Here is a 23,785-nt window from a genome sequence, read left to right on the forward strand (position 1 = left end):
CTCCCCAGCACCGAAAGCCCCGCATCACCTCACGGTGACGCGGGGCTTTCCGCTTTTCCTGCTTCCGCTTTCGGGGGCTGGTGTGTGGTGTCGGTGTGGAGTTCGACGACGAGGCGCGCGCCACCGAGCGGGCTGACCTCGAAACGTGCGCTGCCGTTGTGCAGTGCCGCCTGCTGCGCGACGAGCGCGAGGCCGAGGCCCGACCCGCTCTTCGTTGCGTTGGAACCGCGGTGGAACCGTTCGAACACTACGGCCCGTTCGGCCTCGGGCACCCCCGACCCGTTGTCGTCGACGATGACGGTGGTGATGCCGTCGGCCGCTCTCAGCGTGATCGTCACCGCGGTGGCGCCGCCGTGCCGGACCGCGTTCTTGATGGCGTTGTCCAGGGTGAGCCGCAGCCCACCGGGCATGCCCCGAACCGTCACCGGGGTCGCGTCGACGGTCACCTGCAGTCCCGGATTGTGACGCATCGCCTCCTCGGCGGCGAGGTCGCTGATGTCGACGAGGTCGCAGTCCACGAAGTCCTTGTCGGTGGACAGTTCGCCGCGGGCGAGGCGTTCGAGATCGGACAGCGTCGATTCCACCCGGTCTTGTGAGCGGGCGAGGTCGCGGAGGATCTCGTGCTGCTGTTCCGGCGTCAGGTCGAGAGTGGTGAGGACCTCGAGGTCGGTGCGCATCGCGGTGAGCGGGGTCCGGAGTTCGTGTGCCGAGACGGCCGCGAAGTCGCGTGCGGTGGCGAGCGCGGCGGTGGTCGCGTCCTGCGCCTCCGCGACGTCGCGCAGCATCGATTCCGCGGCGGAGGCCAGTTCGTCCGCCTCCCGGACACCGGAGGTCGTGGGTGTCAGCTTCGGTTCGCGGCGCACGATGCGGCCGGTCAAGTCGACCAGCGGTCGCACGGCCCGACCGCCGAACAACCAGCCGAGACCGCTGGCCGCGGCGATGGCGAGCACTCCGACGAGGGCCACCTGTCGTTGCTGCTCCGACGTCACGTCCTGGGCTTCGGCGTACGGCACGGCCAGGGAGATCCGGGTGCCGAGGAGCGGAACGGTCGCGGTGTACGCCCGGTACTTCGTGTCACCGACCTCGACGGTCTGCTGGCCCGGGTCGAGTTCGGGCAGCTGGGTGGGGGTGCTGACGAGCACGGTGTCGCCGTCGGCCGAACGGATGGTGATGGCGAACGCACCCTTGTCGCCCAGTGCCCCGAGGAACAGTCCCGCGGTGGCCGCGTTGGGAACCAGGACGTCCGACGCCGTCTCCAGCCGCCGGTCGAGTTGCGACAGGTTGTTCCGATTGATCGCCAGCGACACCAGGATGCCGAGGGCCACGACGATGATCGTCGCCCCCAGTGCGGTCGCGGCGGCCACGCGGGTCCGGAGGGAGAACGACCGTTTCACGACGGTTCCCGGAGCACGAACCCGACTCCGCGGACCGTGTGCAGGATGCGCGGTTGACCACCGACTTCGAACTTGCGACGCAGGTAGCCGACGAACACGTCCACCACGTTGGTGTCGGCGACGAAGTCGTACCCCCACACCAGTTCGAGGAGTCGCTCACGGCTCAGGACGATGCCGACGTTGCGGGCGAGAACCTCGAGGAGTTCGAATTCCCGTTTGGTCAGCGTGACCTCCTCGCCCGCCATGAAGACCCTGCGTGCGGACGTCCGGATCTCCAGCGCACCGACGCGGATCGGTGGGGTCGCGGGCGAGTCGGCCGGCGCGGCGGCCGTCGTTCCGTGCCGCCGCAGCATCGCCCGGATCCGAGCGATCAGTTCGGCGAGGACGAACGGCTTGACCAGGTAGTCGTCGGCGCCCGACTCGAGGCCGGAGATGCGGTCGTCGACGGTGTCGCGGGCGCTGAGCACGCAGATCGGGATGTCGTTGTTCATCGCGCGCAGGGCGGTCACCACGCCGGTGCCGTCGATGACCGGCATGTTCATGTCGAGCACCATCGCGTCCGGACGTCGTTCGCTGACCACCCGGAGCGCGTCGGCGCCGTCGACGGCCGTGAGGACGGTGAATCCGGACAGCCGCAGGCCGCGTTCGAGGGACGTCCGCACGTCCTCGTCGTCGTCGACCACGAGGACACTGGCTGAGTCGGTGACGGTCACTCCTGCATTGTGCCGTGAGCGCGACCACTGAGCGTGCGGATGGCAGTTGTGAGAGCGTGTCTCGTCCGTACACTCGTTGGAGATGTTTTCTTCGCTGCAGGCATTCGAACTGACCGAAACCAACCGTGACTGGCTGATTCACCGCCCGGCCGAGATCGCGACCTACGTCGTCCTGGCGCTCGTGCTGCGTTTCGCGTTGCACCGGATGATCGACCGGATGACGCGGCCCCGGGAGCCTTCCGACAAACCGGCCATGCTCCGACCCCTGCGGGAACGCGCCCCGCGCGGCGTCAAGGAGGCAATGGTCAACGAGCGCCGCGCGCAACGCGCCCGGACGATCGGGTCCGTCCTCAAATCGACCGTGTCGATCGTGGTGCTCATCTGGGTGGTGCTCCAGGTCCTCGCCGTCCTCGGCGTCAACGTGGCCCCGTTCATCGCGTCGGCCGGTGTGATCGGTGTCGCACTCGGTTTCGGTGCGCAGAACCTCGTCCGGGACTTCCTGTCGGGCATCTTCATGCTGCTCGAGGACCAGTACGGGGTCGGGGACGTCGTGGACCTCGGCGAGGCCGTGGGAACGGTCGAGACGGTGGGTCTGCGGGTCACCACGATCCGCGACGTCAACGGCACCCTCTGGTACTGCCGCAACGGTGAGATCGTCCGCGTCGGCAACATGAGCCAGGGTTACGCGGTCGCGGTGGTCGATCTGCCGATCGCGCACGCCGCCAACGTGCAGCGGGCGTGCGAGGTGGCGCTGGAGGCCGTCACCGAGGCGGCGAAGGGTGACGCGATCGCGGCCGACGTACTCGAACCCCCGGAACTGCTGGGCGTCAACTCGGTGACCGCGGAATCGGTCACTCTGCGGATCACCGCGCGGACCAAGCCGGGTAGGCAGTGGGCGGTGCAGCGGGCGTTCGCCCGCGCGGCGCTGTCGGCGTTCGAGCACTACGACATCGACGCGCCGTACCTGTCGGTGCTGTCCTCGGCTCGCTCCATGAACTGATCGGCCCGCGTTTCGTTACCGTGGCAGGTATGGACACCGCACTCGTCTGGTTCCGGCGCGACCTCCGGCTCGGTGATCTGCCGACGCTCCACACGGTGGCCGAGTCGGGGGCGCGGGGGCTCGGGCTGTTCGTCCTCGACGACCGGCTGCTGAAAACATCGGGCGGTGCTCGCCGGGACTTCCTGTTCCGCAGTCTCGCCGCACTGGACGACCAACTCGACGGCCGGTTGCTGGTGGTGAAGGGCGATCCCGTCGACGTGGTTCCGAGGGTCGCGAAGAAGGTATCCGCTGAACAAGTGCACGTGAGCGCGGACTACGGGCCCTACGGTCGCGAGCGCGATGCCGCCGTCGCCGAGCATGTCGATCTGGTGGCCACCGGTTCGCCGTACGCGGTGGCGCCCGGCCGGGTGGCGAAGACGGACGGGGAGCCGTACCGGGTGTTCACCCCGTACTTCCGGCAGTGGCTCGAACACGGGTGGCGCGCGCCGATCGACACTGGGCCTGCGACGGTGGAGTGGGTCGACCCGGACGACGTGAAGGCGCGGCGGGTGACGATCCCCGAACCGGAATCCGACGGGTGCGCCGCGGGTGAGGCGGCGGCGCTGCAGCGGTGGGCGGAGTTCTGCGAGGACGACCTCGCCGGTTACGAGGATGCGCGGGATCGTCCCGGTCTCGACGCGACCAGTCGGATGTCGGTGTACCTGAAGTACGGCAACATTCATCCGCGGACGATGCTCCGCGATCTCGCGCGCCGCCGTAGCAAGAGCGCCGAGCAGTACCGGCGGCAGCTCGCGTGGCGGGACTTCTACGCCGACATCCTCTTCCAGCGTCCCGACAGCGCCCGCGGAAACTACGATCGCCGCTTCGACCACATCCGCTACGACAGCGGTCCCGACGCCGAGGAGGCGTACACGGCGTGGTGCGAGGGCCGCACAGGGTTCCCGATCGTCGACGCCGGGATGCGTCAGCTGAAGGCCGAAGCCTGGATGCACAATCGGGTGCGGATGATCGTCGCGTCGTTCTTCGTCAAGGATCTGCACCTGCCGTGGTGGCGGGGTGCCCGCTACTTCATGAACCAGCTCGTCGACGGGGATCTGGCGAACAATCAGCACGGCTGGCAGTGGACCGCGGGATCGGGGACGGACGCGTCGCCGTACTTCCGGGTGTTCAACCCGACGACGCAGGGGGAGAAGTTCGACCCCGACGGCGAGTACGTGCGGCGGTGGGTGCCCGAACTGCGTGGCATCCCCGGCAAGGCCGTTCACGCTCTGAAAGACGTTCGCCCCGAGGATTATCCGCCGCCGATCGTCGACCACGCCCATGAACGGCAGGAGGCCCTCGCCCGCTACGGCGAGATCAAGGCCCCGTGAGTACTTGTTAACCGCGGGCGGTTAACAAGTACTCACAGGCGCTTTGCGCATGAGGAGCCCGAGGAACGCTGCCGCGGCGAGGACGATGACGAGTCCGCCGTAGATGCGGGTGGTGTCGACGAGTCCGACCTTTCCGACGAGATATCCGGCGATCAGTGCCGGAACGCTGTTGGCGAGGTAGGCGATCACGTAGATGCTCGACAGCAGGCCCGCGCGCTCGTGCGGTTCGGCGAGCGGCATGACGGTGCGGATGGTGCCCTGGAAGCCGGCGCCGAACCCGATGCCCGCCACCGCCGTTCCCGCGAGAATCCACAGCGCCGAGGACGTTTCGGCGCCGATCAGGGTGACGGCGACGCCGGCGACGAGGGCGGACGCGCCGACGTACAGGATGCGGCGTGCCGCCACGTTACGCAGCAGGAACACCGCGAATGCGCCGGTCCCGGTGAGCGTCGCGACCATGACGGCGCCGATCAGCGACGTGTGGACGTCGAGCGCGTTGCGGGCGAGCGAAGGTCCGAGTGACAGGTAGAAGCCGCCCAGCGCCCACACGGCGACCAGGCAGGGTCCGGTGAGGACGAGCATGCCCAGTGCGGTGGACGGGACTGCGAGTGTCGGCCGCATCGATGCCAGAGCCCCCCTCTGCCGGACCGCTGTCTCGGGTGCGGCCCAGATGCCGAGGATCTCGAGGAGGAACAGCGCGAAGAACACCAGGAACACGGTGCTGGTGGGCCGGGGAAGGTGCTCGCTGATCAGGCTCGATCCGATGGCGCCCAGTGCGAGGCCGACGGTGGGCGCGATGCTGTTGACGGTGGCGCCGCGTCCGGGCGTGCGTTCGAGGTCGAGGAGTGTGGAACCGAGTGCGCTGATCGCGGCGCCGGTGGCGAAACCCTGCACGACCCGGGCGAACAGCAGGAGGCCGATGCCTTCGGCCGTCGCGAACATGATCATCGAGGCGGCTTCGACCACGAGTGCCGTGATCAGCACGGGCCGACGGCCGACGTAGTCCGAGAGCGACCCGACGGTGAGCAGCGCCAGCAGCAGACTCACGGCGTAGATGCCGAAGACCAGGGTCGACTGCAGCGACGAGAAACCCCAGTTCGACTGGTACACCTCGTACAGCGGGGTGGGTGCGGCAGACGCGCCGAGCAGGGTGGCGATCACGACCGCGACGAGCGTGAAGGCGGCTCCTCGGCGCAGTGCGGGTCGAGACGTCGGTGGTGCTTCGGGCGCGGCAAGCGTCGTCATGGCGTACTCCCGGAAACATTAATGCAAAAGGTTTGCGTTAGTGGACGCTACGCCGCCACCATTCTTAATGCAACGTCTTTGCGTTAGCATGGGGGCATGAGTCCGGCTCCAGGTCCGCGCCCCGGTGGTCGCAGCGCCCGCATCCAGCAGGCGGTGCACGCGTCCACGCGCAAACTTCTCGACGAGCGCGGCCGTGCGGACATCACCGTCCCGATGATCGCCGCCGACGCCGGGGTCACCCCGTCGACCATCTACCGGCGCTGGGGCGACATCACCGAATTGTTCGCGGACGTCGCGCTCGAACGTCTGCATCCCGACGCGTCCCCACGTGAAACCGGCAGTGTGCGAGGCGACCTCGTCGCCTGGGCGCAGGACTACCTCGAGGAGATGTCCTCGCCGGTGGGGCGGGCGGCACTGCGCGACGTCGTGATGAGCGCCGACACCCTCAGGTCCGAGGACGGCACCAATCAGTTCAAGTGCGCGACGTTCTGCCGCACCCAGATCGAGACGATCCTCGGACGCGGCGAACCCGTGCAGGGCGTGGTCGAGCACGTGATCGACCATGTCGTGGCGCCGATCATCTACCGCATCCTGTTCGACCTCGACCCCCTCGAACCGGACCGCGTCGAGGAACTGGTGGATCACGCACTCGACGCGGCCGTCCGGGTCTGAGAGGTCAGCCGCCCAGCTGCTTCTTCAGCGCGTCGAGCACGGCGACGTCCTCGATGGTGGAAGGCACCGTGTACTCCTCGTGGTCGGCGATCTGCCGCATCGTCTTGCGCAGGATCTTGCCCGAGCGGGTCTTGGGCAGCGCCTGCACGACCGTCACGTCGCGGAACGTGGCGACGGCGCCGATCTGCTCGCGCACCATCGCGACCAGTTCGTTGCGGAGTGTCTCCGGGTCGATCTCGACCCCGGCCTTGAGTACCACGTAACCGCTGGGCCGCTGGCCCTTGAGTTCGTCGCGGATCCCGACCACCGCGCACTCGGCGACCGCGGGGTGTCCCGCGACCACCGCCTCCATGCTGCCCGTCGAAAGACGATGTCCGGCAACGTTGATGACGTCGTCGCTGCGGCCGAGGACGAACACGTACCCGTCCTCGTCGATGTAACCGGAGTCGCCGGTCAGGTAGTAGCCGTCGAACGTGGCGAGATACGACCGTACGTACCGCTCCGGGTCGCGCCACAACCCGGCCAGAGTGCCCGGGGGCAGCGGCAGTCCGATCACGATGTTGCCCTCGGCCCCGGCGGGAACCGTGTTCCCTTCCGCGTCGACCACCTGGACCCGGTACCCGGGCACCGGGACGGTGGGGGAGCCGGCCTTCAGCGGCATCGGTTCGAGCCCGCGCAGGTTGGAGCAGATCGCCCAGCCGGTCTCGGTCTGCCACCAGTGGTCGACGACGGGCCGGCCGAGGACGCGGGTGGCCCACGCGTACGTGTCGGGGTCGAGGCGCTCGCCCGCCGCGAACAGCGTCTTCAGCGAGGAGATGTCGTACTTCTCGATCTCCTTCGCGTCGGGATCGGCCTTGCGGACGGCCCGGATCGCGGTCGGGGCGGTGAACAGTGCCGACACACCGTGATCGGAGATCACCCGCCAGAACGCGCCCGCATCCGGGGTCCCGACCGGCTTGCCCTCGTAGAGCACGGACGTGGCACCGGCCAGCAGCGGCCCGTAGACGATGTACGAGTGCCCGACCACCCAGCCCACGTCGGACGCGGTCCACCACACGTCGCCCGCGCCGATATCGTAGATGTTGCGCATCGACCACGTGAGCGCGACGGCGTGCCCGCCGTTGTCGCGGATCACGCCCTTCGGCTTCCCGGTGGTGCCGGACGTGTAGAGGATGTACAGCGGGTCCGTCGCGGTCACCGGAACCGGTTCCACGGGTGCCGCATCCGCCATCAGCGCGTCCCAGTCGAACCACGCAGCCCCGTCACCCCGGTAGTCGGCGGCCGAACCGGGGACCTGCTCCCGGTCCTTGACGATCACCGTGTGCGGAGGGGTTCCGGACAACTCCAGCGCCTTCGCCACCATCGGCAGGTAGTCGACGGTGCGCCCCGGCTCGAGGCCGCCCGACGCCGTCACCAGCACCACCGGCCCGGCGTCGTCGATGCGGGTCGCGAGTTCCTTCGCAGCGAAACCACCGAACACCACCGAGTGCACGGCGCCGATGCGGGCGCAGGCCAGCATCGCGATCGCCGCCTCGGGGATCATCGGCATGTAAACGATCACCCGGTCACCGGCCACCACACCCTGGTCCTTCAGGACGCCGGCGAACCGGGACACCTCGTCGAGAAGTTCTGCGTAGGTGTAGGTGCGAGACGCAGCGGGGGCCATCGCCGAGTCGTAGATCAACGCCGCCCGGTCCCCGTTGCCGTCCCGCACGTGCCGGTCGAGGGCGTTGAAGCAGGTGTTCAGCGTCGCGTCCGGAAACCACCGGTACATCGGGGCGGCGGAGTCGTCGAGCGCCTGCGTCGGCGGCGTCACCCACTCGACGGCCTCGGCGGCGGCGAGCCAGAAGTCCTCGGGACTGTCGGTGCTCCGGCGGTACACCTCGGCGTAGTTCTGGCCATGGTTGTCGCTCGAAGGCGGAGTCCCCGGGGAGCTCATCGATGCACATCCTCTCGTCGTCGTGTGACCCGCAACACCCTATGCGACGTCGGCGCGCGATGATGCGGTCAGAGGCCGAGGGAACCGGCGATCATCGGCCAGGAGTTGTGCAGGTCGTCCTGCCAGTAACCCCACGAGTGGGTGCCGGTGGGCCGGAAGTCGTACGTGGCCGGGATTCCCAGCGCGTTCAGTCTGTCGGCCAGCCGATGGGTGCACTCGTTGGTTCCGGCCTCGATGATGCCGCCGATGATCACCTGGTTAGCCAGCGTGCCCACATCTCCGTTGATGTCCGGGCCGTTGAGGTTCTCGTGGACGCCGGGCAGCCCGGTGGCGTTGCTGATGTACAGGTCGATGCCACGCAGCTTCTCGGCGTTGACGACGGGGTCGTTGGCCACCCACGCGGGGTCGTCGGGCGGTCCCCACATGTTCTCGACGTCGCCGCCTCGGAAGCTGACGACGAAGGTGACGTAGTCCCGGCCCGGTTTGGTGCTCGTCTCGGCGCACCCGCTGAACGCGCCGACGGCGCGATACAGCGACGGGGCCGCCTCGGCCAGGCTCAGGACGGATGTGCCCGACATCGACAGACCCGCGATGGCATTCTCACCGTTCGTTCCGAGTGTGGCGTCGACGATCGGGGGAAGTTCCTCGGTGAGGAAGGTGGTCCACTTGTTCACGCCGAGGACGGGATCGGGCTTCTCCCAGTCGGTGTAGTAGCTGTACGCCCCGCCGACGGGAGTGACGACGTTGACGTTCTTGTCGGCGAAGAAGTCGACCACGTCGGTCCTCGCCTGCCAGGTTGCCGAATCCTCGCCGCCGCCGGCGCCGTTGAGCAGATACAGGGTCGGCCGGGGCACGCTCGTGTCGGCGGGGCGGATCACCTCGAGGAGAATCACTTTCTCCATCGCCGCCGAGTAGACGTACATGTTCAGTTGACGGTCGTCGATCTCCTCGATGTGGTCGAGGACGGATCCGTCTGCCGACGCCGGCTTGTCGGCGGGAAGGGCCCGCCACTCGTCCGCCGACGCCGCTGCCACCTGACCGAACATGGCCGACGACGCAACGACGGCAACCGCCAGGAGTGCCCGACAGTGTCCGATCGCGCTCATAGCCGCTCCTCGTGCTTTTCTGCGGTGCCCGACAACCGTCCGGTGAATACTCAGAACATTGCCCCTTCACGGTAACCGGCAAACATTCCCCGGGGCGGCTGAACGGACACCGGACTTCGTCGCGACGTCGGCCCTATCGTGGAAGCATGACGCTGCTCGCCGAAGACCTGCTGTTGCTGCTGCTCGACGACACGTCGGGAAAGCCCGTCGTCGACGGGACCCGGATGCCGCGCGTCCTCGCCGGCGCCGTTCTTCTGGAACTGGCTCTGGGCGACGTCGTCACCCCGGCCGAACCCGGCGAGGACGTGAAGAAGGGGCGTCTCGTCGTCCGGGACGGAGCGTGGCCGCAGGATCCGCTGCTCGCGCGGGCCGTCGACCTCATCGGTACGTCCAAGCCGATGAAACCGGAAGCAGCCATCGAGAAGCTCGCCAAGAACCTGCGCGACGAACTCGTGAAGCGCATCGTCGACGCGGGAGGGGTCCGCGAGGAGAAGGGCAAGGTGCTGGGCATCTTCCCCACCACGCGGTGGCCGGAGGTCGACGGCAGCCACGAACGCGCGCTGCGGTCCGAACTGAGCGCCGCACTCCTCGACGGGGTCGCCCCCACTCCACGCACCGCCGCGCTCGTCTCGCTGCTGTCCGCCGTCGACGCGGCCCCGAAGCTGTTCCCGGACGCCGATCGTCGCGCCGTGAAGAAACGGGCGAAGGAGATCGCCGAAGGGGACTGGGCAGGCACTGCCGTGCGCAAGTCGGTCGAGGCCGTCAACGCCGCAATCATCGTCGCCGCCACCGTGCCTGTCATCGTGGCGGGGAGTGGCTAGGCGTTGGGCTATTCTTCGGGGTCTTGTGGAGCGCAAGGGATTTCGCTAGGGTAGAACACATGTTCGATACGGGGGTATTCGATCGGGGGGTTCGCGAGACAGTCTGCTGTCTCGTCGACGGGGAATCCGATGTGGGTCTGGTCGAGTTGATGACCGACCTGCATCGCAGTGAATCGGTGGTGGCCGAACGGAAGCTGGCGGTCATCGCCGAGCTTTTCGTGCGCCGCACTGCCGAGGTCGAGTCCGACGGGGCGTGGACGTCGACCGCGCACGAAGTCGTCGAGGCCGAGATCGGTGCCGCGCTCACCATGGGCCGTGCGGCGGCGGGTCGGCTGATCGGTCTGGGTATGTCGCTACGCACCCGGTTGCACGCCACACGCGAGGCCATGGCACGCGGTGATCTCGACATGTACCGGGTGCGCCTGATCGAGGACGCGACGGCAAACGTCAGCGATGACCAGATCGGCGAGGTCGAACATCAACTCCTCGAACAGGTTCTGGTCCCACCGCGCTCCGGTGGAACCGGGTTGACCGGCCGCAGGCTGACGAATGCCGCCAACCGCATCATCGCAAGGCTCGACCCGGCAGGGGTGCGGGCCAAGCGGGAGAAGGCGCAGGCAGACCGGTTCGTCCGAGTCAGCGCGGCCGAGGACGGCATGTGCCGAATCCTCGGATCCATCCCTGCGGCGCAGGGTCGCGCATTCGACGCGAGATTGCGTGAACTGGCAAACACTGTGTGCCCGAACGACCTTCGAACGTACGAACAGAGGCGGGCCGACGGATTGTCCGCGCTCATCGACGGGGTCGGGTTCGTGCACTGTGAATGCGGGCGGGTCGATTGCGGCCAGGACTCCCGCATCGCGACGACCGCGCGCAAGCCCCTCGTGCACCTGATCATGCTCGACTCCACACTTGCGGGCGACGACGAACCGGCCTACCTCGACGGCTACGGAATCGTCGACGCGGCGCACGCACGCGAGATCGCGGCCGTCGCGGAAGTCGAACCGGTGCGGGCACCGAGCTCTGTCGTCCCGACCACGTACCGTCCCGGCACCGTGCTCGACACCTGGATGCGGGTGGTGGCCGGCGGGTGCGAATGGTTGCACTGCGATGTAGCGGCCTGGAACACGGACCTCGATCATCATCGGCCGTTCGACCATTCCGATCCCGCGGCCGGAGGTCCGACAGTGGCCGGGAACATGACTGCTTACTGTCGAAATCACCACCGGCTCAAACATTCCGGTCACTGGAGGGTGACCGCTGGCGGTGGAATCGGGTTGGTCGCGCCCACCGGTCACCGATACCGACCGCGGCCGTCGGGGCTCCTGGGTGCCGGAAGTGACCCGGCCGCGGCCGCGAGTGGCCATGCCAAGACCGCGGCCCGCCGCCGCACCCGTGCGCAGAACACCGCTGCCCGGATTCGGGCGGAGCGCCGCCGACGGCAGGCACACCTGGATGCGGTGCGGCACCGGTCGCCCGGTGCACGTGCATCCGAGGCCTACGCGACCGACGAACCCGCGCCGTTCTGACCGGCGGTGCTCCGGGCCCACCGCCTGCGCGCCGAAAAGGGTTACCGTGGAATGTAGGTGGTTAGCAAGAGTAAAGAACTGTCAATGTGATTGCTACGGTTCCGACTCGGTTCGCCACCTCGCAACTGACCACGCGCTGAAGGAAGGCGCCAGCGACAGCCGGAGGAACACATGTGCGGAATCGCCGGATGGATCTCGTTCGAACGCGATCTACGCGTCGAACAGTCCACCGTGGATGTCATGGCCGAGACGATGAACTGCCGGGGGCCGGACGATCGCGGCACCTGGGTCGTCGAACACGCCGCGCTCGGGCATCGAAGGCTCGCGATCATCGATCTGCCGGGTGGGCATCAGCCGATGAGCGTGGACACCCCCGGCGGGACCGTTGCGATGGTCTACTCCGGTGAGGTGTACAACTTCGGTGAACTGCGCGAGGAGCTGTACGGGCGCGGTCACCGATTCGCCACCGACTCCGACACCGAGGTGGTGCTCCACGGATACCTGGAGTGGGGAGAGGCCGTCGCGGAGCGGCTCAACGGCATGTATGCCTTCGCCATCTGGGATTCGCGGACCGACACCCTCCTGATGATCCGCGACCGGATGGGCATCAAGCCGTTCTACTACTACGAGACCCGAGACGGTGTCCTGTTCGGTTCGGAACCCAAAGCGATCCTTGCCAATCCGATCGCCGAGTCGACCGTCACGATGGACGGGATCCGGGAACTGTTCGCGTTCGTGAAGACACCGGGACACGCCGTGTGGGACGGCATGCGTGAGGTGGAACCGGGCACGGTGGTCACCGTCTCGCGCACCGGACTGCGGGCGCACAGGTACTGGACCCTGCAGACCCGTCCGCACACCGACGACCGGGACACCTCCGTCGCGCACGTCCGTGAACTCCTCGACGACATCGTGCGCAGGCAACTGGTCGCCGACGTGCCGCGCTGCACCCTGCTGTCCGGTGGTCTCGACTCGTCCGCGATGACCGGCATCGCCGCCGAGCAGCTCGCCGAGGTCGGTGAGACGGTCCGCACGTTCGCCGTCGACTTCGTCGGTCAGACCGAACATTTCGTCGCCGACGAACTGCGGGGCACCCCGGACACTCCGTACGTGCACGACGTGGCCCGGCGGTCCCGGACCGCGCACCAGGACATCGTCCTCGACTCCGACGCACTCGCGGACCCCGCCGTGCGCGCGAAGGTCATCCGGGCACGCGACATCCCCATGGGCCTCGGCGACATGGACGCGTCGCTGTATCTGCTGTTCAAGGCGATCCGTCAGCACTCCACGGTGGCGCTGTCGGGTGAGTCGGCCGACGAGGTGTTCGGCGGATACAAGCAGTTCTTCGACCCGAAGGCGCAGCAAGCGAACACCTTCCCGTGGCTAGTGCAGTTCGCCGAGCACTTCGGCGACGAGAGCAACATCTTCACCCCGGAGGTCACGGCGGGGCTGAACATGGACGACTACGTGCAGGACTCGTACGACGCAGCCGTGTCCGGGATCGACCGGCTGGACGGCGAATCCGACTTCGAATGGCGCATGCGCAAGATCTGTCACCTCCATCTGACGCGATTCGTCCGCGTCCTGCTCGACCGCAAGGACCGCGCGAGCATGGCCGTCGGACTCGAGGTCCGGGTGCCGTTCTGCGATCACCGGCTGGTCGAGTATGTCTACAACACGCCGTGGTCGCTGAAGACGTTCGACGGCAAGGAGAAATCGTTGCTGCGGGCGGCGACCAGGGATGTGCTGCCGCAGTCGGTGATCGACCGGGTGAAGTCGCCGTACCCGTCCACCCAGGACCCGAAGTATGCGGTGGCGTTGCAGCAGCACGGCAAGGACCTGCTCAGCGATCCCTCGAACCCGGTGTTCGGCCTGGTCAGTGCGGACTGGCTGTCCCGGGCGGTCTCCGTCGACACCCCGCAGATCAATCAGGTGTCGCGTCGCGGACTCGAGCGCACGCTCGACCTCGCGCTGTGGATGGACATGTACAACCCGACGATCAAACTGTCTTAGTCCAGGCCGAGGTTCCGGTAGCGGGCGAGCCGGGCCGCGAAGCGTTCGCTCTCGGGAACCCCGGTCAGGGCACGGAGTTCCCGGGAGATGGCCTCGCCGACCCGCTTGGAGAAATCGACGGCCTCGTCGGCGGCGTCCGGATGCTCGGGGATGATGGCGTCGATGACGCCGTCGCGCAGCAGGTCGAGCGAACGGATGCCCTGCGCGGCCGCCATCTCGGGGGCGTGCGAGGTATCGCGGTGGACGATCGCGCTGGCGCCTTCGGGAGGAAGCGGGGCCAGCCACCCGTTCTGCGCGGCGAGCACCCGGTCGGCAGGGAGGAAGGCGAGCGCCCCGCCGCCCGTGCCCTGACCGAGCAGGACGGACACGGTCGGCGTCTTCAACGTCACGAGGTCGGAGATGCAGCGGGCGATCTCAGGGGCCAGGCCGCGTTCCTCCGCTTCCTGAGACAGCGCTGCACCGAGGGTGTCGATCACCAGGACCAGGGGGATCTGCAGCTCCTCGGCCAACCGCATGCCGCGGCGGGCCTCGCGGAGGGCGGCGGGCCCCATCGTGTTCAGGGCGGACTGCCCGGCGCGGTCCTGGCCCAGCAACACGCACGGTGCGCCCCGGAAACGAGCCAGCGACAGCAGCACCGTCCCCTCGGTTTCGCCCTGACCGGTGCCGCTGAGGGGCACCTGCTCGGTGGCCGCGTGCCGTAGCAGGTGTCGGATGCCGGGCCGGTCGGCGCGCCGCGACAGCATCACCGACTGCCACGCGGGCACGTCGGGAATGTCGACGTCCGGCGCCGGTTCGGTGACGGTGGCGGTCGACGTCGGCGGATCGATCAGCACCCGCAACGCCCGGTGGACGAGCCGGCGCAGGCGCGTGGCGGGGACGACGCCGTCGATGACGCCGTTGCGGTACAGGTTCTCGGACGTCTGCACGCCCTCGGGGAACTTCTCGCCGTAAAGGGCCTCGTAGACGCGGGGTCCGAGGAACCCCACGAGTGCACCGGGTTCGGCCACCGTGATGTGCCCGAGGGAACCCCAGGACGCGAACACGCCGCCGGTGGTCGGGTTCCGCAGGTACACCAGGTAGGGGAGATGGGCGGCCTTGTGAGTGGCGACGGCCGCCGCGATCTTCACCATCTGCACGAAGGCGACGGTGCCCTCCTGCATGCGCGTGCCGCCCGATGTGGGCGAGGCGAGCAGGGGGAGACCCTCACGGGTGGCGCGTTCGATGGCGGAGACGATCCGCTCGGCGGCGGCTACGCCGATCGAACCGGCCAGGAACGCGAACTCGCACGCGATCACCGCGACCGGGCGCCCGCGAACGGTGCCGACGCCGGTGATCACCGATTCGTCGACACCCGACTTCTCGGCGGCCTTCTGCAGGTCGGCGCGGTACTTCTCGTTCGGCCGCGCATCGACGGGTGTGGTGTCCCAGGAGACGAAGCTGCCTGCGTCCAGTACCAACTCGAGCACGTCGTGGGCGGAAATCTTGGCGGCCATGGCCCTGAGAGTAGCGGTCGGTCCGGGGCGGCAGATGTCTGCTACGGCGGGTGACGGTCGCCCACCCGGCCGCCCACACAGCCGGAACACCGCAAACAGCGCCCGGGTGGAACCCGGCAATTAACACCGAGACCGCTGTCGCGGTGTCTAAAGTCAGATGGGTTGACGCAGGTCGGGTACGAGAACGACGACACATTTCCCGAGTGGAGCAGTCATATGGACCTCAACACCATCACCGATGTCGTTCGGCGTCCAGCCGACCACCCGGGTGCGGCGTGGCGGGAAGGCGACGCGTGGCTGGCCGGGGGAACGTGGCTGTTCTCCGAGCCGCAGCCCGACCTGCGCCGTCTCGTCGATCTCACGACGCTCGGCTGGGAGACCCTGCTGCCGAGCGACGCGGGCCTCGAGATCGGCGCGACGTGCACGATCCGTGAGCTGTATGCGCTTGCGCCGCCGGACGACTGGAGAGCCGCCTCGCTGTTCGGAACGAGTTGCGAGGCCTTCCTGGCGTCGTTCAAGGTCTGGAATTCGGCGACGGTGGGCGGCAACATCTGCATGTCGCTTCCCGCGGGCCCGATGATCACGATGGCGGTCGCGCTCGAGGCGACGTACACACTGTGGGCCGCCGACGGGTCCGAGCGCACCGTCGACGCCGCCGACTTCGTCACGGGCAACCGCGAGAACGTGCTCACACCGGGTGAGATCCTGCGCCGCATCGACATCCCGATCGGTGCCCTCCGCAAGCGTCACACGCATCGGCGCTTCACCCTCACGCGCCTCGGCCGTTCGACGGTGTTCATGATCGGCACCCAGGCGCCCGGCGGCGACGACCTGCTGCTCACGATCACGGCGGGCACCACCCGTCCGATCCGGCTGGCCTTCGACGCCGTACCCGACGCCGGCTCGCTCCAGCAGAGCATCGACGCGATACCCGACGACGTGTGGTTCGACGATCCCAACGGCACCCCCGACCACCGTCGCCACCTGACGAAGCACTTCGCCGAGGAGATCCGGACCGAGTTCACCGCAGGAGACCGGCAATGACGTACACCGTGAACGGCAGGGCGTTCGACGAGGAACCGAATCCCGGGCAGTGTCTGCGCACGTTCGTGCGGTCGCTCGGTCATCACGGCGTCAAGAAGGGTTGCGACGCAGGCGATTGCGGAGCCTGCACGGTGTGGCTCGACGGCGATCCCGTGCACAGTTGCATCACGCCCGCGTTCCGCGCGGAGGGGCGGGAGGTGACCACCATCGAGGGCCTCGGTTCGCCGGACGACCTGCATCCGCTGCAGCGGCAGTTCCGTGACGCCCCCGGGTTCCAGTGCGGATTTTGCACCGCGGGCATGATCATGACGTCGGCGACGTTCACCGACGCCCAGAAGGAAGACCTGCCACGCGCGCTGAAGGGCAATCTCTGCCGCTGCACCGGCTATCGGGCCATCGAAGATGCCGTGAACGGTGTCGCCGCGGTGGAGGTCGCCGAGCCGGGGCGCGCGGTCGGCACCAGCGTCGGGGCACCCGCGGCCACCGATGTGGTGACCGGCCGCGCCGAGTTCACCATGGACACCGAGATCGAGGGCATGCTGCACCTCGAGGTGCTGCATTCTCCGCATGCGCACGCCCGCATCGTGTCGATCGACACGACGGCGGCGCTCGCCGTCCCCGGCGTGCACCGCGTGTACACGTGGGAGGACGTGCCCCGGAAGCGGTTCACGACCGCCATCCACACCGATCATCTCGTCGACCCCGACGACACGTACATCCTCGACGACACGGTCCGCTTCGCCGGTCAGCGGGTGGTCGCGGTGCTGGCCGACACGGTCGGCGCCGCGGAGGAGGGGTGTCGCAGGGTGGTGGTCGAATACGACGTGCTGCCCGCGGTGTTCGACCCGGAGGAGGCGATGGCCGACGGTGCACCGCAGTTGCACGGTTCGGACGACCCGTTCGTGCGGGATCCCGTGCACAACATCCTGCTCGAGCTCCACGGGGAGGTGGGTGACATCGAGGCGGGGTTCGCCGAGGCCGACGTGATCCACGAGGGCACCTACTTCACCCCGCGCGTGCAGCACGCTCATCTCGAGACGCACGGGTCGATCGCCTGGATGGAGGACGGCCGCCTGCACGTGCGCACGAGTTCGCAGTCGCCGTCGATCGCGAAGGTCAAGCTGGCTCACCTGTTCGACCTGCGCCCCGACCAGTTGCGCGTGTTCTGTATGCGCGTCGGGGGTGGTTTCGGCGGCAAACAGGAGGTGATCTCGGAGGATCTGGTCGCGCTCGCCACCCTCGACACGGGCAGGCCCGTCTGCTTCGAGTTCACTCGGGAGGAAGAGTTCACGACGGCGTCGCCGCGGCACCCGATGAAGCTGACGATCACGCTCGGCGCCCGGGCCGACGGCACACTCACGGCGTTCCGGGTGCGCAACGTGTCGAACACGGGCGCGTACGGCAACCACGGCGGCGAGACGTTGTTCGCCGCCGGTGCCGCCATCTCGGCGTACCGGTGTCTCAACAAGAAGTTCGATGGGTATTCCGTCTACACGAACAGCGTGCCCAGCGGAGCGCTGCGCGGGTACGGCATGACCCAGCCCGCCTTCGCGGTGGAGTCCGCCATGCACGAGCTGGCAGTCGCGCTCGACATCGACCCGCTCGAGTTGCGGCGCCGCAACATCGTCCGCCCCGGTGACTCACTCGTCGCGATCGACGACGGTCCCGACGACGTCGTGTTCGCGGAGGACGGGCTCGGGCAGTGCATCGACCTCGTCGACGCCGCACTGAGGCGGACCGCGAACGGGCAGGTGCTGGGCGACGACTGGCTCGTCGGCGAGGGCACCGCGAGCTCGCTGCACGAGACGGCGCCCCCGACCGAACATATCTCCGAGGCGTGGGCGACGCTCGGCGACGACGGCGTGTACGAACTCGCCGTCGGCACCGTCGAATTCGGTGAGGGGACGTCGACCGCACACGTGCAGATCGCGGCCACCCACCTCGGCACCACCCCGTCGCGGGTGCGTCTCGTGCAGTCCGACACCGACCGTACGGGCTTCGACACGGGGGCGTTCGCCAGCGCCGGCCTCTTCGTCGCGGGCAACGCCGTGTCGCGGGCGTCGGAGGCCCTGCGCGACCGCATCCTGGCCTTCGCCGCCGCGCACACCGGGGTCGACGTCGCGTCCTGCTCGATGGACGACGACGGGGTGCTCTGCGACGGCACGCGCGTGCCGCTGACCGAACTCCTCGACGCCGCCCGCCGGCGCGGCATCCGGTTCACCGAGGCGCGCAAGGCGTACGGGTCGCCGCGCAGCGTCGTCTCCAACACCCACGGTTTCCGCATCGCCGTCCACCGCGTGACGGGCGAGATCCGCATCCTCTACAGCGTCCACGCCACGGACGCCGGGGTAATCATCAACCCGGTGCAGGTCCGCGGCCAGATCGAGGGCGGCGTCGCCCAGGGCATCGGCTTCGCGCTGACCGAGAACTTCCACGTCGACGACAACGGCGTGATGATCAACCCCAGCCTGCGCAACTACCGCATCCCCACCTACGCCGACATTCCCCGCACCGAAGTGCTGCTGGTCGATTCGATGGATTCCGTCGGACCGATGCGTGCGAAGGGAATGGCGGAGTGCTGCATCAACCCGGTGGCGCCCGCGCTGGCCAACGCCCTGGAAAACGCGACGGGCGTGCGTTTTCGCGAGTTGCCGCTCACCCCCGAGCGGATCTACCACCGAATCGGCGAGAACCGATCGGTTCCGACGACCTGAGCCGTGAGGAGAGGGCGATGGACACCGAGAAGCCCACCGAGAAATCCACCGGCAACGCCGCGACGGTCATCATCGGCCAGAAGGTGCGCGCCGGAGCCGAGGAGGCGTTCGAGGCCTGGCAGCAGGACATGAACACCGCCGCGTCCCACTACCCCGGGTTCCTGGGCGCCGAGATCTCCGCGCCCACCGCCGTGCAACCCGACTGGGTCGTGGTCTACCGCTTCGACTCCGTCGCCCACGTGCAGGCCTGGATCAACAGCGCCACCCGGCAGCAGCGGCTGGACGAGGGGCAGCAGTACTTCGACGGCCCCGCCACCCAGCAGGTCATCAGCGGGGGCGCACGCGAGTCGGATCCGCTCGTGACGGTCGTCGTGACGCACCGTGTCGGCCCGGAGCACGTCGACGATTTCCTCGCGTGGCAGGATCGACTGCGATTGGAAGAGAGCAAGTTCGACGGCTTCCGCGGCAGCGAACTCTTCCGGCCCATCGAGGGAATCCAGGACGAGTGGACAGCGCTGTACCGCTACGACAACGCCGCCGACCTCGACAGGTGGCTCACCTCGGCGAAGCGTCAGGAACTTCTCGCCGAGGGGGAGAAGTTCCACGACTTCGAATTGCGCACCATCGACAACTCCTTCGGGAGCTGGTTCGCGTTCGACGAAAACGGCAACGAGGCGCCGCCGCCGTCCGAAACCAAGACGTCGATCGCGGTGTGGGTCGGTCTCTATCCCACCGTCGTGATTCTCACCCTCGCGTTGTCGCCGCTGAAGATGCCGCTGTGGCTCGGTCTGCTCGTCGGAAACCTGCTGTCCAGCTTCATCATGAGCTTCGTGACGATGCCGTACTACGTGAACCGGGTGCTGGGGCGCTGGCTGCGGCCACCCCCGGACGTTCCGGAAGCGACAACGAACCGTCGAGGGCTCGCGATCGTCGCCGGGGTTATGGTGTTCTGGGTCATCGTCTTCTACCTGATGACCCGCCAATTCTGGACCCTGCCCTGAGAAGAAAGAAATGGGTGCCCCATGTCAGCCTCGGAGATCCGCGTGAGCCGAACGATCGATGCGCCCGTCGGCGCGGTCTGGGCGGTCGTCACCGATCTGGACAACGCGGAATCGGTGCTGAGCGGTGTGGAGAAGCTCGAGAGGCTGGACTCGACGAAATACGAAGTCGGCACGCGGTGGCGCGAGACCCGGGTGCTGTTCGGCAAGTCGTCGACCGAGGAAATGTGGGTCACGGAGATCGACCCGGAGAAGCGCACCGTCGTGAAGGCGTCGTCCCACGGCGCGGACTACACGACGGTGTTCACCTTGGAGCCTGCCGGTGACGGCACCACCCTCACGTTCCACTTCTCAGCGGAAGCAACTGGGCTCGGCGCAGTGTCGAAGTTCATGATGAAAGTGTTCGGCTCCTTCGCGCTGAAGGCCACCACCAAGGCGATCCGGCGCGATCTCGACGACATCGCCGACGCCGCCGAGAAGCGGGCCGGCTGACCGACTGCACCTACCGCCCGCCGAGTGGCACGGACCCGTGCGCTGCGGGGAGGGCGGGGAGGGCGCCCAACGGCAGCGGCACCAGCGTGGTGGATTGGGGTTCGGCGCGGCCCAGTCCGAACTTGCGCACCTCGGTGCCGCCCGGCCCGGGGCCGCTGACGAGCAGGTCGGCGCCGCTTGTGGTGCTGGTGGTGGCCACCTGAACCCCGCTGCCGGGAGGGCCGCCGGCGAACGGTGCGAACGACGCGATCTGAGTGAACACGACGTCGCCGGAGTGGTGGTTCGGGCTCTCGAGATACATGGCCGGTTCACCGTCGAGGCGTGACCCACTCGACCACACACGAACGGTGCCGTCGCCGCCCAGCATGCCGGTGACGATGCTCTTCGCTCCGCCTTCGGCACCGGCCACCCATCCCGTCGAGAGTGAGACACCGCCGAGGTAGCTCTCGTCGAAGGCCAGGAACTCCGACGTCGTCCGCGGTCCGTCGGTGTGGCCGGCGTGCTCGTCCGCGGTGCCGTCGGCAGTCGCGGCGGCGGTCGGCTCGAACAGGTCGTAGCGGAACGTCTTCACACGAGGCGCTTCTCCCGGCCCGGGGGCGGTGACGATGCTTGCCCGGCCCGAGGCGGCGTCGACCAGGCCCGTCGCGACGGTGACCCCGGACTGCGACCCGGGGTAGGGGGTGAAGCTCGAGAAGACCTCGGGTGCCGTGCCCTTCTCCGTGGGCAGGGTTGACGAGAACACCTTCACCTGCGATTCGGTGCCGGGGCCGGTTCCGGCGATGATGTTGTCGGCCAGTGCGTTTCCGTCGATGTCCGCACCCGCGACGTTCACGCCCCCGCGGAAGCCGTCGTCGAACGGGGCGAACCGGGTCAGCTCGGCGGTGAACGGGCCGGAGCCGACATCGTTGCCGTCGTACGCGACGACCTCCGGCGACACACCCGCACCGGTCCCGGCGACGAGGTCGAGGATCATGTCGCCGTTGACGTCAGCCATCGCCACCGTCGGGGTGCCCTCGAACGACGGGAACGGTGCGACTGCGGCGATCACCTTGTCGCCGTTGCCGTCGTGGACCTGCACGGTCGCGGGGGTGCCCGCCGAACCCGGCACCGCCACCGCGTAAGTCGACATCTCGGGGATGACGTTGACGGTGGCCATCAGTCCGTTGTCCTCGTGGTTGAGGCGATGGCAGTGGATCACGAAAGTGCCCGTGTACTCGGTGAATTTCGTGCGCAGCGTCACCGATGCGGGCACGAGCGGGTTCTCGTTCGCGTCGGTGACGGGCGCCGGCACGTTCACGTTGTCCTCGCCCCACGGTTGCACCCCGGTCCGGGTGCCCGCGATCGGATCGACGATCTCCATCACCTGGAAGTCGTTGACGTGGATGTGCATCGGATGTTCGTCGTTGTTGAGGTTCGTGATCAACCATTCCTCGACCGAATTGAGGCGCGGCTGGATCAGCGGGATGTTCGGGAACGTGTTGTCGTCGAACTCGTAGGTGAAGGCCTTCGGGTCGCTGTTGCTGGCCTTCTCGTTGCCGAATCCGCCCGAGACCGTGAGGGTGCGCTTCACGTCCGGTGTCATCACCGACGTGTCCACGAACGATGTGTACGCGTCGAGGTTCTGACCGGGCTCGAACGGCGTGGTCCGGCCTTCACCGCTGTCGGGTGTGACGTGGAGGAGGGTCTGGGTGGGGAAGGTGAAGAAGCCGTCGGCGTAACTGATCACCGACGGGTCGACCGTCACCGTGCCCAGCTCGGCCGGCGGATTGTCGGTGCCGTTGTTGGTGTAGAGCACGCCGGGATTGGTGACGGGTTTCGCCCCGTCCAGCGGTGGCATGTCGAGCACCAGATCGCCGGTGTCCGGCATCGTCACGGCGATCGCGTACCGCGACCCCGGCGGGATGACGAGCCGGGTGCCGTCACCACCGACGGGCAACTGCACCTGGGTGAAGGGGTTTCCGTCCTGGCCGACGACGGCGAACTTCGGGTGGTTGCCCGTCGCGGTCTCGGTGAGCCTGAGCGGCATGTAGGCGAAATCGCTGATGTTCGCCAGCGACCAGATCTCCGTCTGGCCCGGCTTCAGTTTCAGCTCCGGCTGGAACTGCCCGTTGACGGTGTACTGCACGTCGCGTTCGTTGTCCGGCAGCGACGGGTCGGCGGGAATGTTCGTCGAATCACTGCTGAAGCTCTGGAGATTGCCCGGCACGAACTGGTTCTGCCCGCGATGATTCGCCGGCGACAGCGGCCCGGAATACCAGTTGGTGACGTACTGGGAGCCCTCCGTAGTTTCCGAGAAGTTCACGGGCGCCAGGCTCGGCTCGTACGTTCCGTCGGCGAGCTGAGTCCCCTCCGGCGGCTTCAATGTGCTCACGAACTGTGGCCAGTTCGGGTCGTTCAGCTGGTGGCCGTTGCCTTTACGGTCGAAGACGAAGTTGTACTGCAACGCCATGTCACGGATGGGAACGTCGTTCTGCGTCACCAGCGGAAGGTTGCCGTCGGACCTGCCGATCTCCAGCAGTCCCGCGAGCCCCGCATACGTCTGCTGCGCCGTCATCGTGTGACGGTGACTGTGGTACCAGTACAGGCCGTTCGGCATGTCCTTCGGCACCGCGTAGTCGTAGACGTTGCCCATCCCGGCGGGGATGTCGAGCAGCACGTTGTCGGCGTTGCCGTCCGGGCTCACGTGAAGACCGTGGGTGTGCAGGTTCAGCGGCGCCGAGTCGAGGGCCGGGGGATAGATCGGGACCTCCCCGCCCGCCGGCGTGAACGCGGGGTCGTAGAAGTCCTCGATCGTCAGGTTCCGGAGATCGTTGTCGTAGTGGATGATCAGGCGCTCACCCGGATCGACGCGCAACGTCGGTGCCGGGTAGACGTCGTCGCCCGTGGTCGAACCGTCCGAACTCGTGCCCCGCAGAACCTCGTATCCGAAGACCAGGAAGCCCGACACCGGCTCCGAGACGGTGTCGAGGTCGACCGTGCCCTGATGGGCCGACAGTCGAACCTCGAGCACCCCGTTCTCGCTCGACAGCTTCACCGGCTCCTGGTAGGCCACCGGGGTGCCGTCGGGGCCGGCGTTGCCACCGCGCGCAGTGGCCGGCTCGTCGGACGTGCAGGCCGTCAGCATCAACGTCATGGACGCGACCACGGCGACGGCGAGGGCGGCGATCGGCTTCCCGCGACGGACGACCATGGGTGTTCCCCGTTCCACGACGGCAGCTGAGCAGCATCGATCGACGATTCGA

Annotated in this window: 17 protein-coding genes; 10 read left to right on the plus strand and 7 right to left on the minus strand. The window is 67.9% G+C overall.

The genetic code is table 11. The annotated features are described in order from the left end of the window. Positions 1-29: 29 nt before the first annotated feature. Together ACLIVD_RS06840 and ACLIVD_RS06845 are read right to left on the minus strand one after the other, a co-directional pair. Positions 30-1,394, minus strand: a complete 1,365-nt coding sequence (locus ACLIVD_RS06840) for a sensor histidine kinase (RefSeq protein WP_491932154.1) — start codon at positions 1,392-1,394, stop codon at positions 30-32. Further along, positions 1,391-2,107 (minus strand): response regulator transcription factor, encoded by a 717-nt coding sequence (locus ACLIVD_RS06845; RefSeq protein WP_005263316.1) that lies wholly within the window; start codon positions 2,105-2,107, stop codon positions 1,391-1,393. Before ACLIVD_RS06845 ends, ACLIVD_RS06840 begins: the two co-directional genes overlap by 4 nt. Before the next feature lie 82 nt (positions 2,108-2,189). Here ACLIVD_RS06845 and ACLIVD_RS06850 point away from each other — a divergent pair, with 82 nt between their 5' ends. Continuing rightward, positions 2,190-3,107: a mechanosensitive ion channel family protein gene (locus ACLIVD_RS06850; protein ID WP_105414289.1), complete on the plus strand. Its 918-nt coding sequence runs from the start codon at positions 2,190-2,192 to the stop codon at positions 3,105-3,107. 29 nt (positions 3,108-3,136) lie between these two features. Continuing rightward, on the plus strand, positions 3,137-4,477 hold the full coding sequence (locus ACLIVD_RS06855; RefSeq protein WP_491932155.1) for a cryptochrome/photolyase family protein: 1,341 nt from the start codon (positions 3,137-3,139) through the stop codon (positions 4,475-4,477). Positions 4,478-4,498: 21 nt separating this feature from the next. On the opposite strand, the gene ACLIVD_RS06860 is transcribed toward ACLIVD_RS06855, so the two are convergent. Next, positions 4,499-5,722, minus strand: a complete 1,224-nt coding sequence (locus tag ACLIVD_RS06860) for an MFS transporter (RefSeq protein ID WP_477954220.1) — start codon at positions 5,720-5,722, stop codon at positions 4,499-4,501. A 96-nt stretch (positions 5,723-5,818) separates the two neighbouring features. On the opposite strand from ACLIVD_RS06860, the gene ACLIVD_RS06865 reads away from it, so the two are divergent. After that, positions 5,819-6,394 (plus strand): TetR/AcrR family transcriptional regulator, encoded by a 576-nt coding sequence (locus tag ACLIVD_RS06865; protein ID WP_317571030.1) that lies wholly within the window; start codon positions 5,819-5,821, stop codon positions 6,392-6,394. 4 nt (positions 6,395-6,398) lie between these two features. Here the strand turns inward: ACLIVD_RS06865 and ACLIVD_RS06870 are convergent, their stop codons facing one another. Together ACLIVD_RS06870 and ACLIVD_RS06875 are read right to left on the minus strand one after the other, a co-directional pair. Beyond that, the gene (locus ACLIVD_RS06870; protein WP_491932156.1) at positions 6,399-8,333 is read right to left on the minus strand and encodes a propionyl-CoA synthetase; all 1,935 of its coding nucleotides are present in this window, start codon (positions 8,331-8,333) and stop codon (positions 6,399-6,401) included. Between the two features lie 68 nt (positions 8,334-8,401). After that, positions 8,402-9,439 (minus strand): alpha/beta hydrolase, encoded by a 1,038-nt coding sequence (locus ACLIVD_RS06875; protein ID WP_283330756.1) that lies wholly within the window; start codon positions 9,437-9,439, stop codon positions 8,402-8,404. Between the two features lie 146 nt (positions 9,440-9,585). Here ACLIVD_RS06875 and ACLIVD_RS06880 point away from each other — a divergent pair, with 146 nt between their 5' ends. The 3 genes from ACLIVD_RS06880 (at position 9,586) to asnB (ending at position 13,802) form a co-directional block, all read left to right on the plus strand. Beyond that, positions 9,586-10,260, plus strand: coding sequence for a GOLPH3/VPS74 family protein (locus ACLIVD_RS06880; RefSeq protein ID WP_283330757.1), 675 nt, complete (start codon positions 9,586-9,588; stop codon positions 10,258-10,260). 59 nt (positions 10,261-10,319) lie between these two features. Next, positions 10,320-11,789, plus strand: a complete 1,470-nt coding sequence (locus ACLIVD_RS06885; protein ID WP_491932157.1) for an HNH endonuclease signature motif containing protein — start codon at positions 10,320-10,322, stop codon at positions 11,787-11,789. Positions 11,790-11,960: 171 nt separating this feature from the next. Then, positions 11,961-13,802 (plus strand): asparagine synthase (glutamine-hydrolyzing), encoded by a 1,842-nt coding sequence (asnB, locus tag ACLIVD_RS06890; RefSeq protein WP_283330759.1) that lies wholly within the window; start codon positions 11,961-11,963, stop codon positions 13,800-13,802. Here asnB and ACLIVD_RS06895 read toward each other — a convergent pair. Continuing rightward, the gene (locus ACLIVD_RS06895; protein WP_280778580.1) at positions 13,799-15,295 is read right to left on the minus strand and encodes an acetyl-coenzyme A carboxylase carboxyl transferase subunits beta/alpha; all 1,497 of its coding nucleotides are present in this window, start codon (positions 15,293-15,295) and stop codon (positions 13,799-13,801) included. The two genes, asnB and ACLIVD_RS06895, sit on opposite strands and share 4 nt — an antisense overlap. Before the next feature lie 216 nt (positions 15,296-15,511). Here ACLIVD_RS06895 and ACLIVD_RS06900 point away from each other — a divergent pair, with 216 nt between their 5' ends. From ACLIVD_RS06900 to ACLIVD_RS06915, 4 genes are read left to right on the plus strand one after another with little or no spacing between them, the layout of a single operon-like run. Then, complete coding sequence (locus tag ACLIVD_RS06900) at positions 15,512-16,339, plus strand: FAD binding domain-containing protein (protein ID WP_283330760.1); 828 nt, start codon at positions 15,512-15,514, stop codon at positions 16,337-16,339. Then, positions 16,336-19,053: a molybdopterin-dependent oxidoreductase gene (locus ACLIVD_RS06905; RefSeq protein ID WP_283351521.1), complete on the plus strand. Its 2,718-nt coding sequence runs from the start codon at positions 16,336-16,338 to the stop codon at positions 19,051-19,053. The genes ACLIVD_RS06900 and ACLIVD_RS06905 overlap by 4 nt, the downstream gene beginning before the upstream one ends. Positions 19,054-19,070: 17 nt before the next feature. Next, positions 19,071-20,054 (plus strand): antibiotic biosynthesis monooxygenase, encoded by a 984-nt coding sequence (locus tag ACLIVD_RS06910; protein ID WP_280778577.1) that lies wholly within the window; start codon positions 19,071-19,073, stop codon positions 20,052-20,054. A gap of 21 nt (positions 20,055-20,075) precedes the next feature. Then, entirely contained in the window at positions 20,076-20,543 is a 468-nt protein-coding gene (locus tag ACLIVD_RS06915; protein WP_144285353.1) for an SRPBCC family protein, read from the plus strand. Positions 20,544-20,553: 10 nt separating this feature from the next. Here the strand turns inward: ACLIVD_RS06915 and ACLIVD_RS06920 are convergent, their stop codons facing one another. Continuing rightward, a complete protein-coding gene (locus tag ACLIVD_RS06920) occupies positions 20,554-23,733 on the minus strand; it encodes a multicopper oxidase family protein (RefSeq protein ID WP_491932158.1) in 3,180 nt (1,059 codons plus the stop codon). Positions 23,734-23,785: the final 52 nt, after the last annotated feature.

This window comes from Rhodococcus sp. G6(2025) (genome assembly GCF_058628105.1).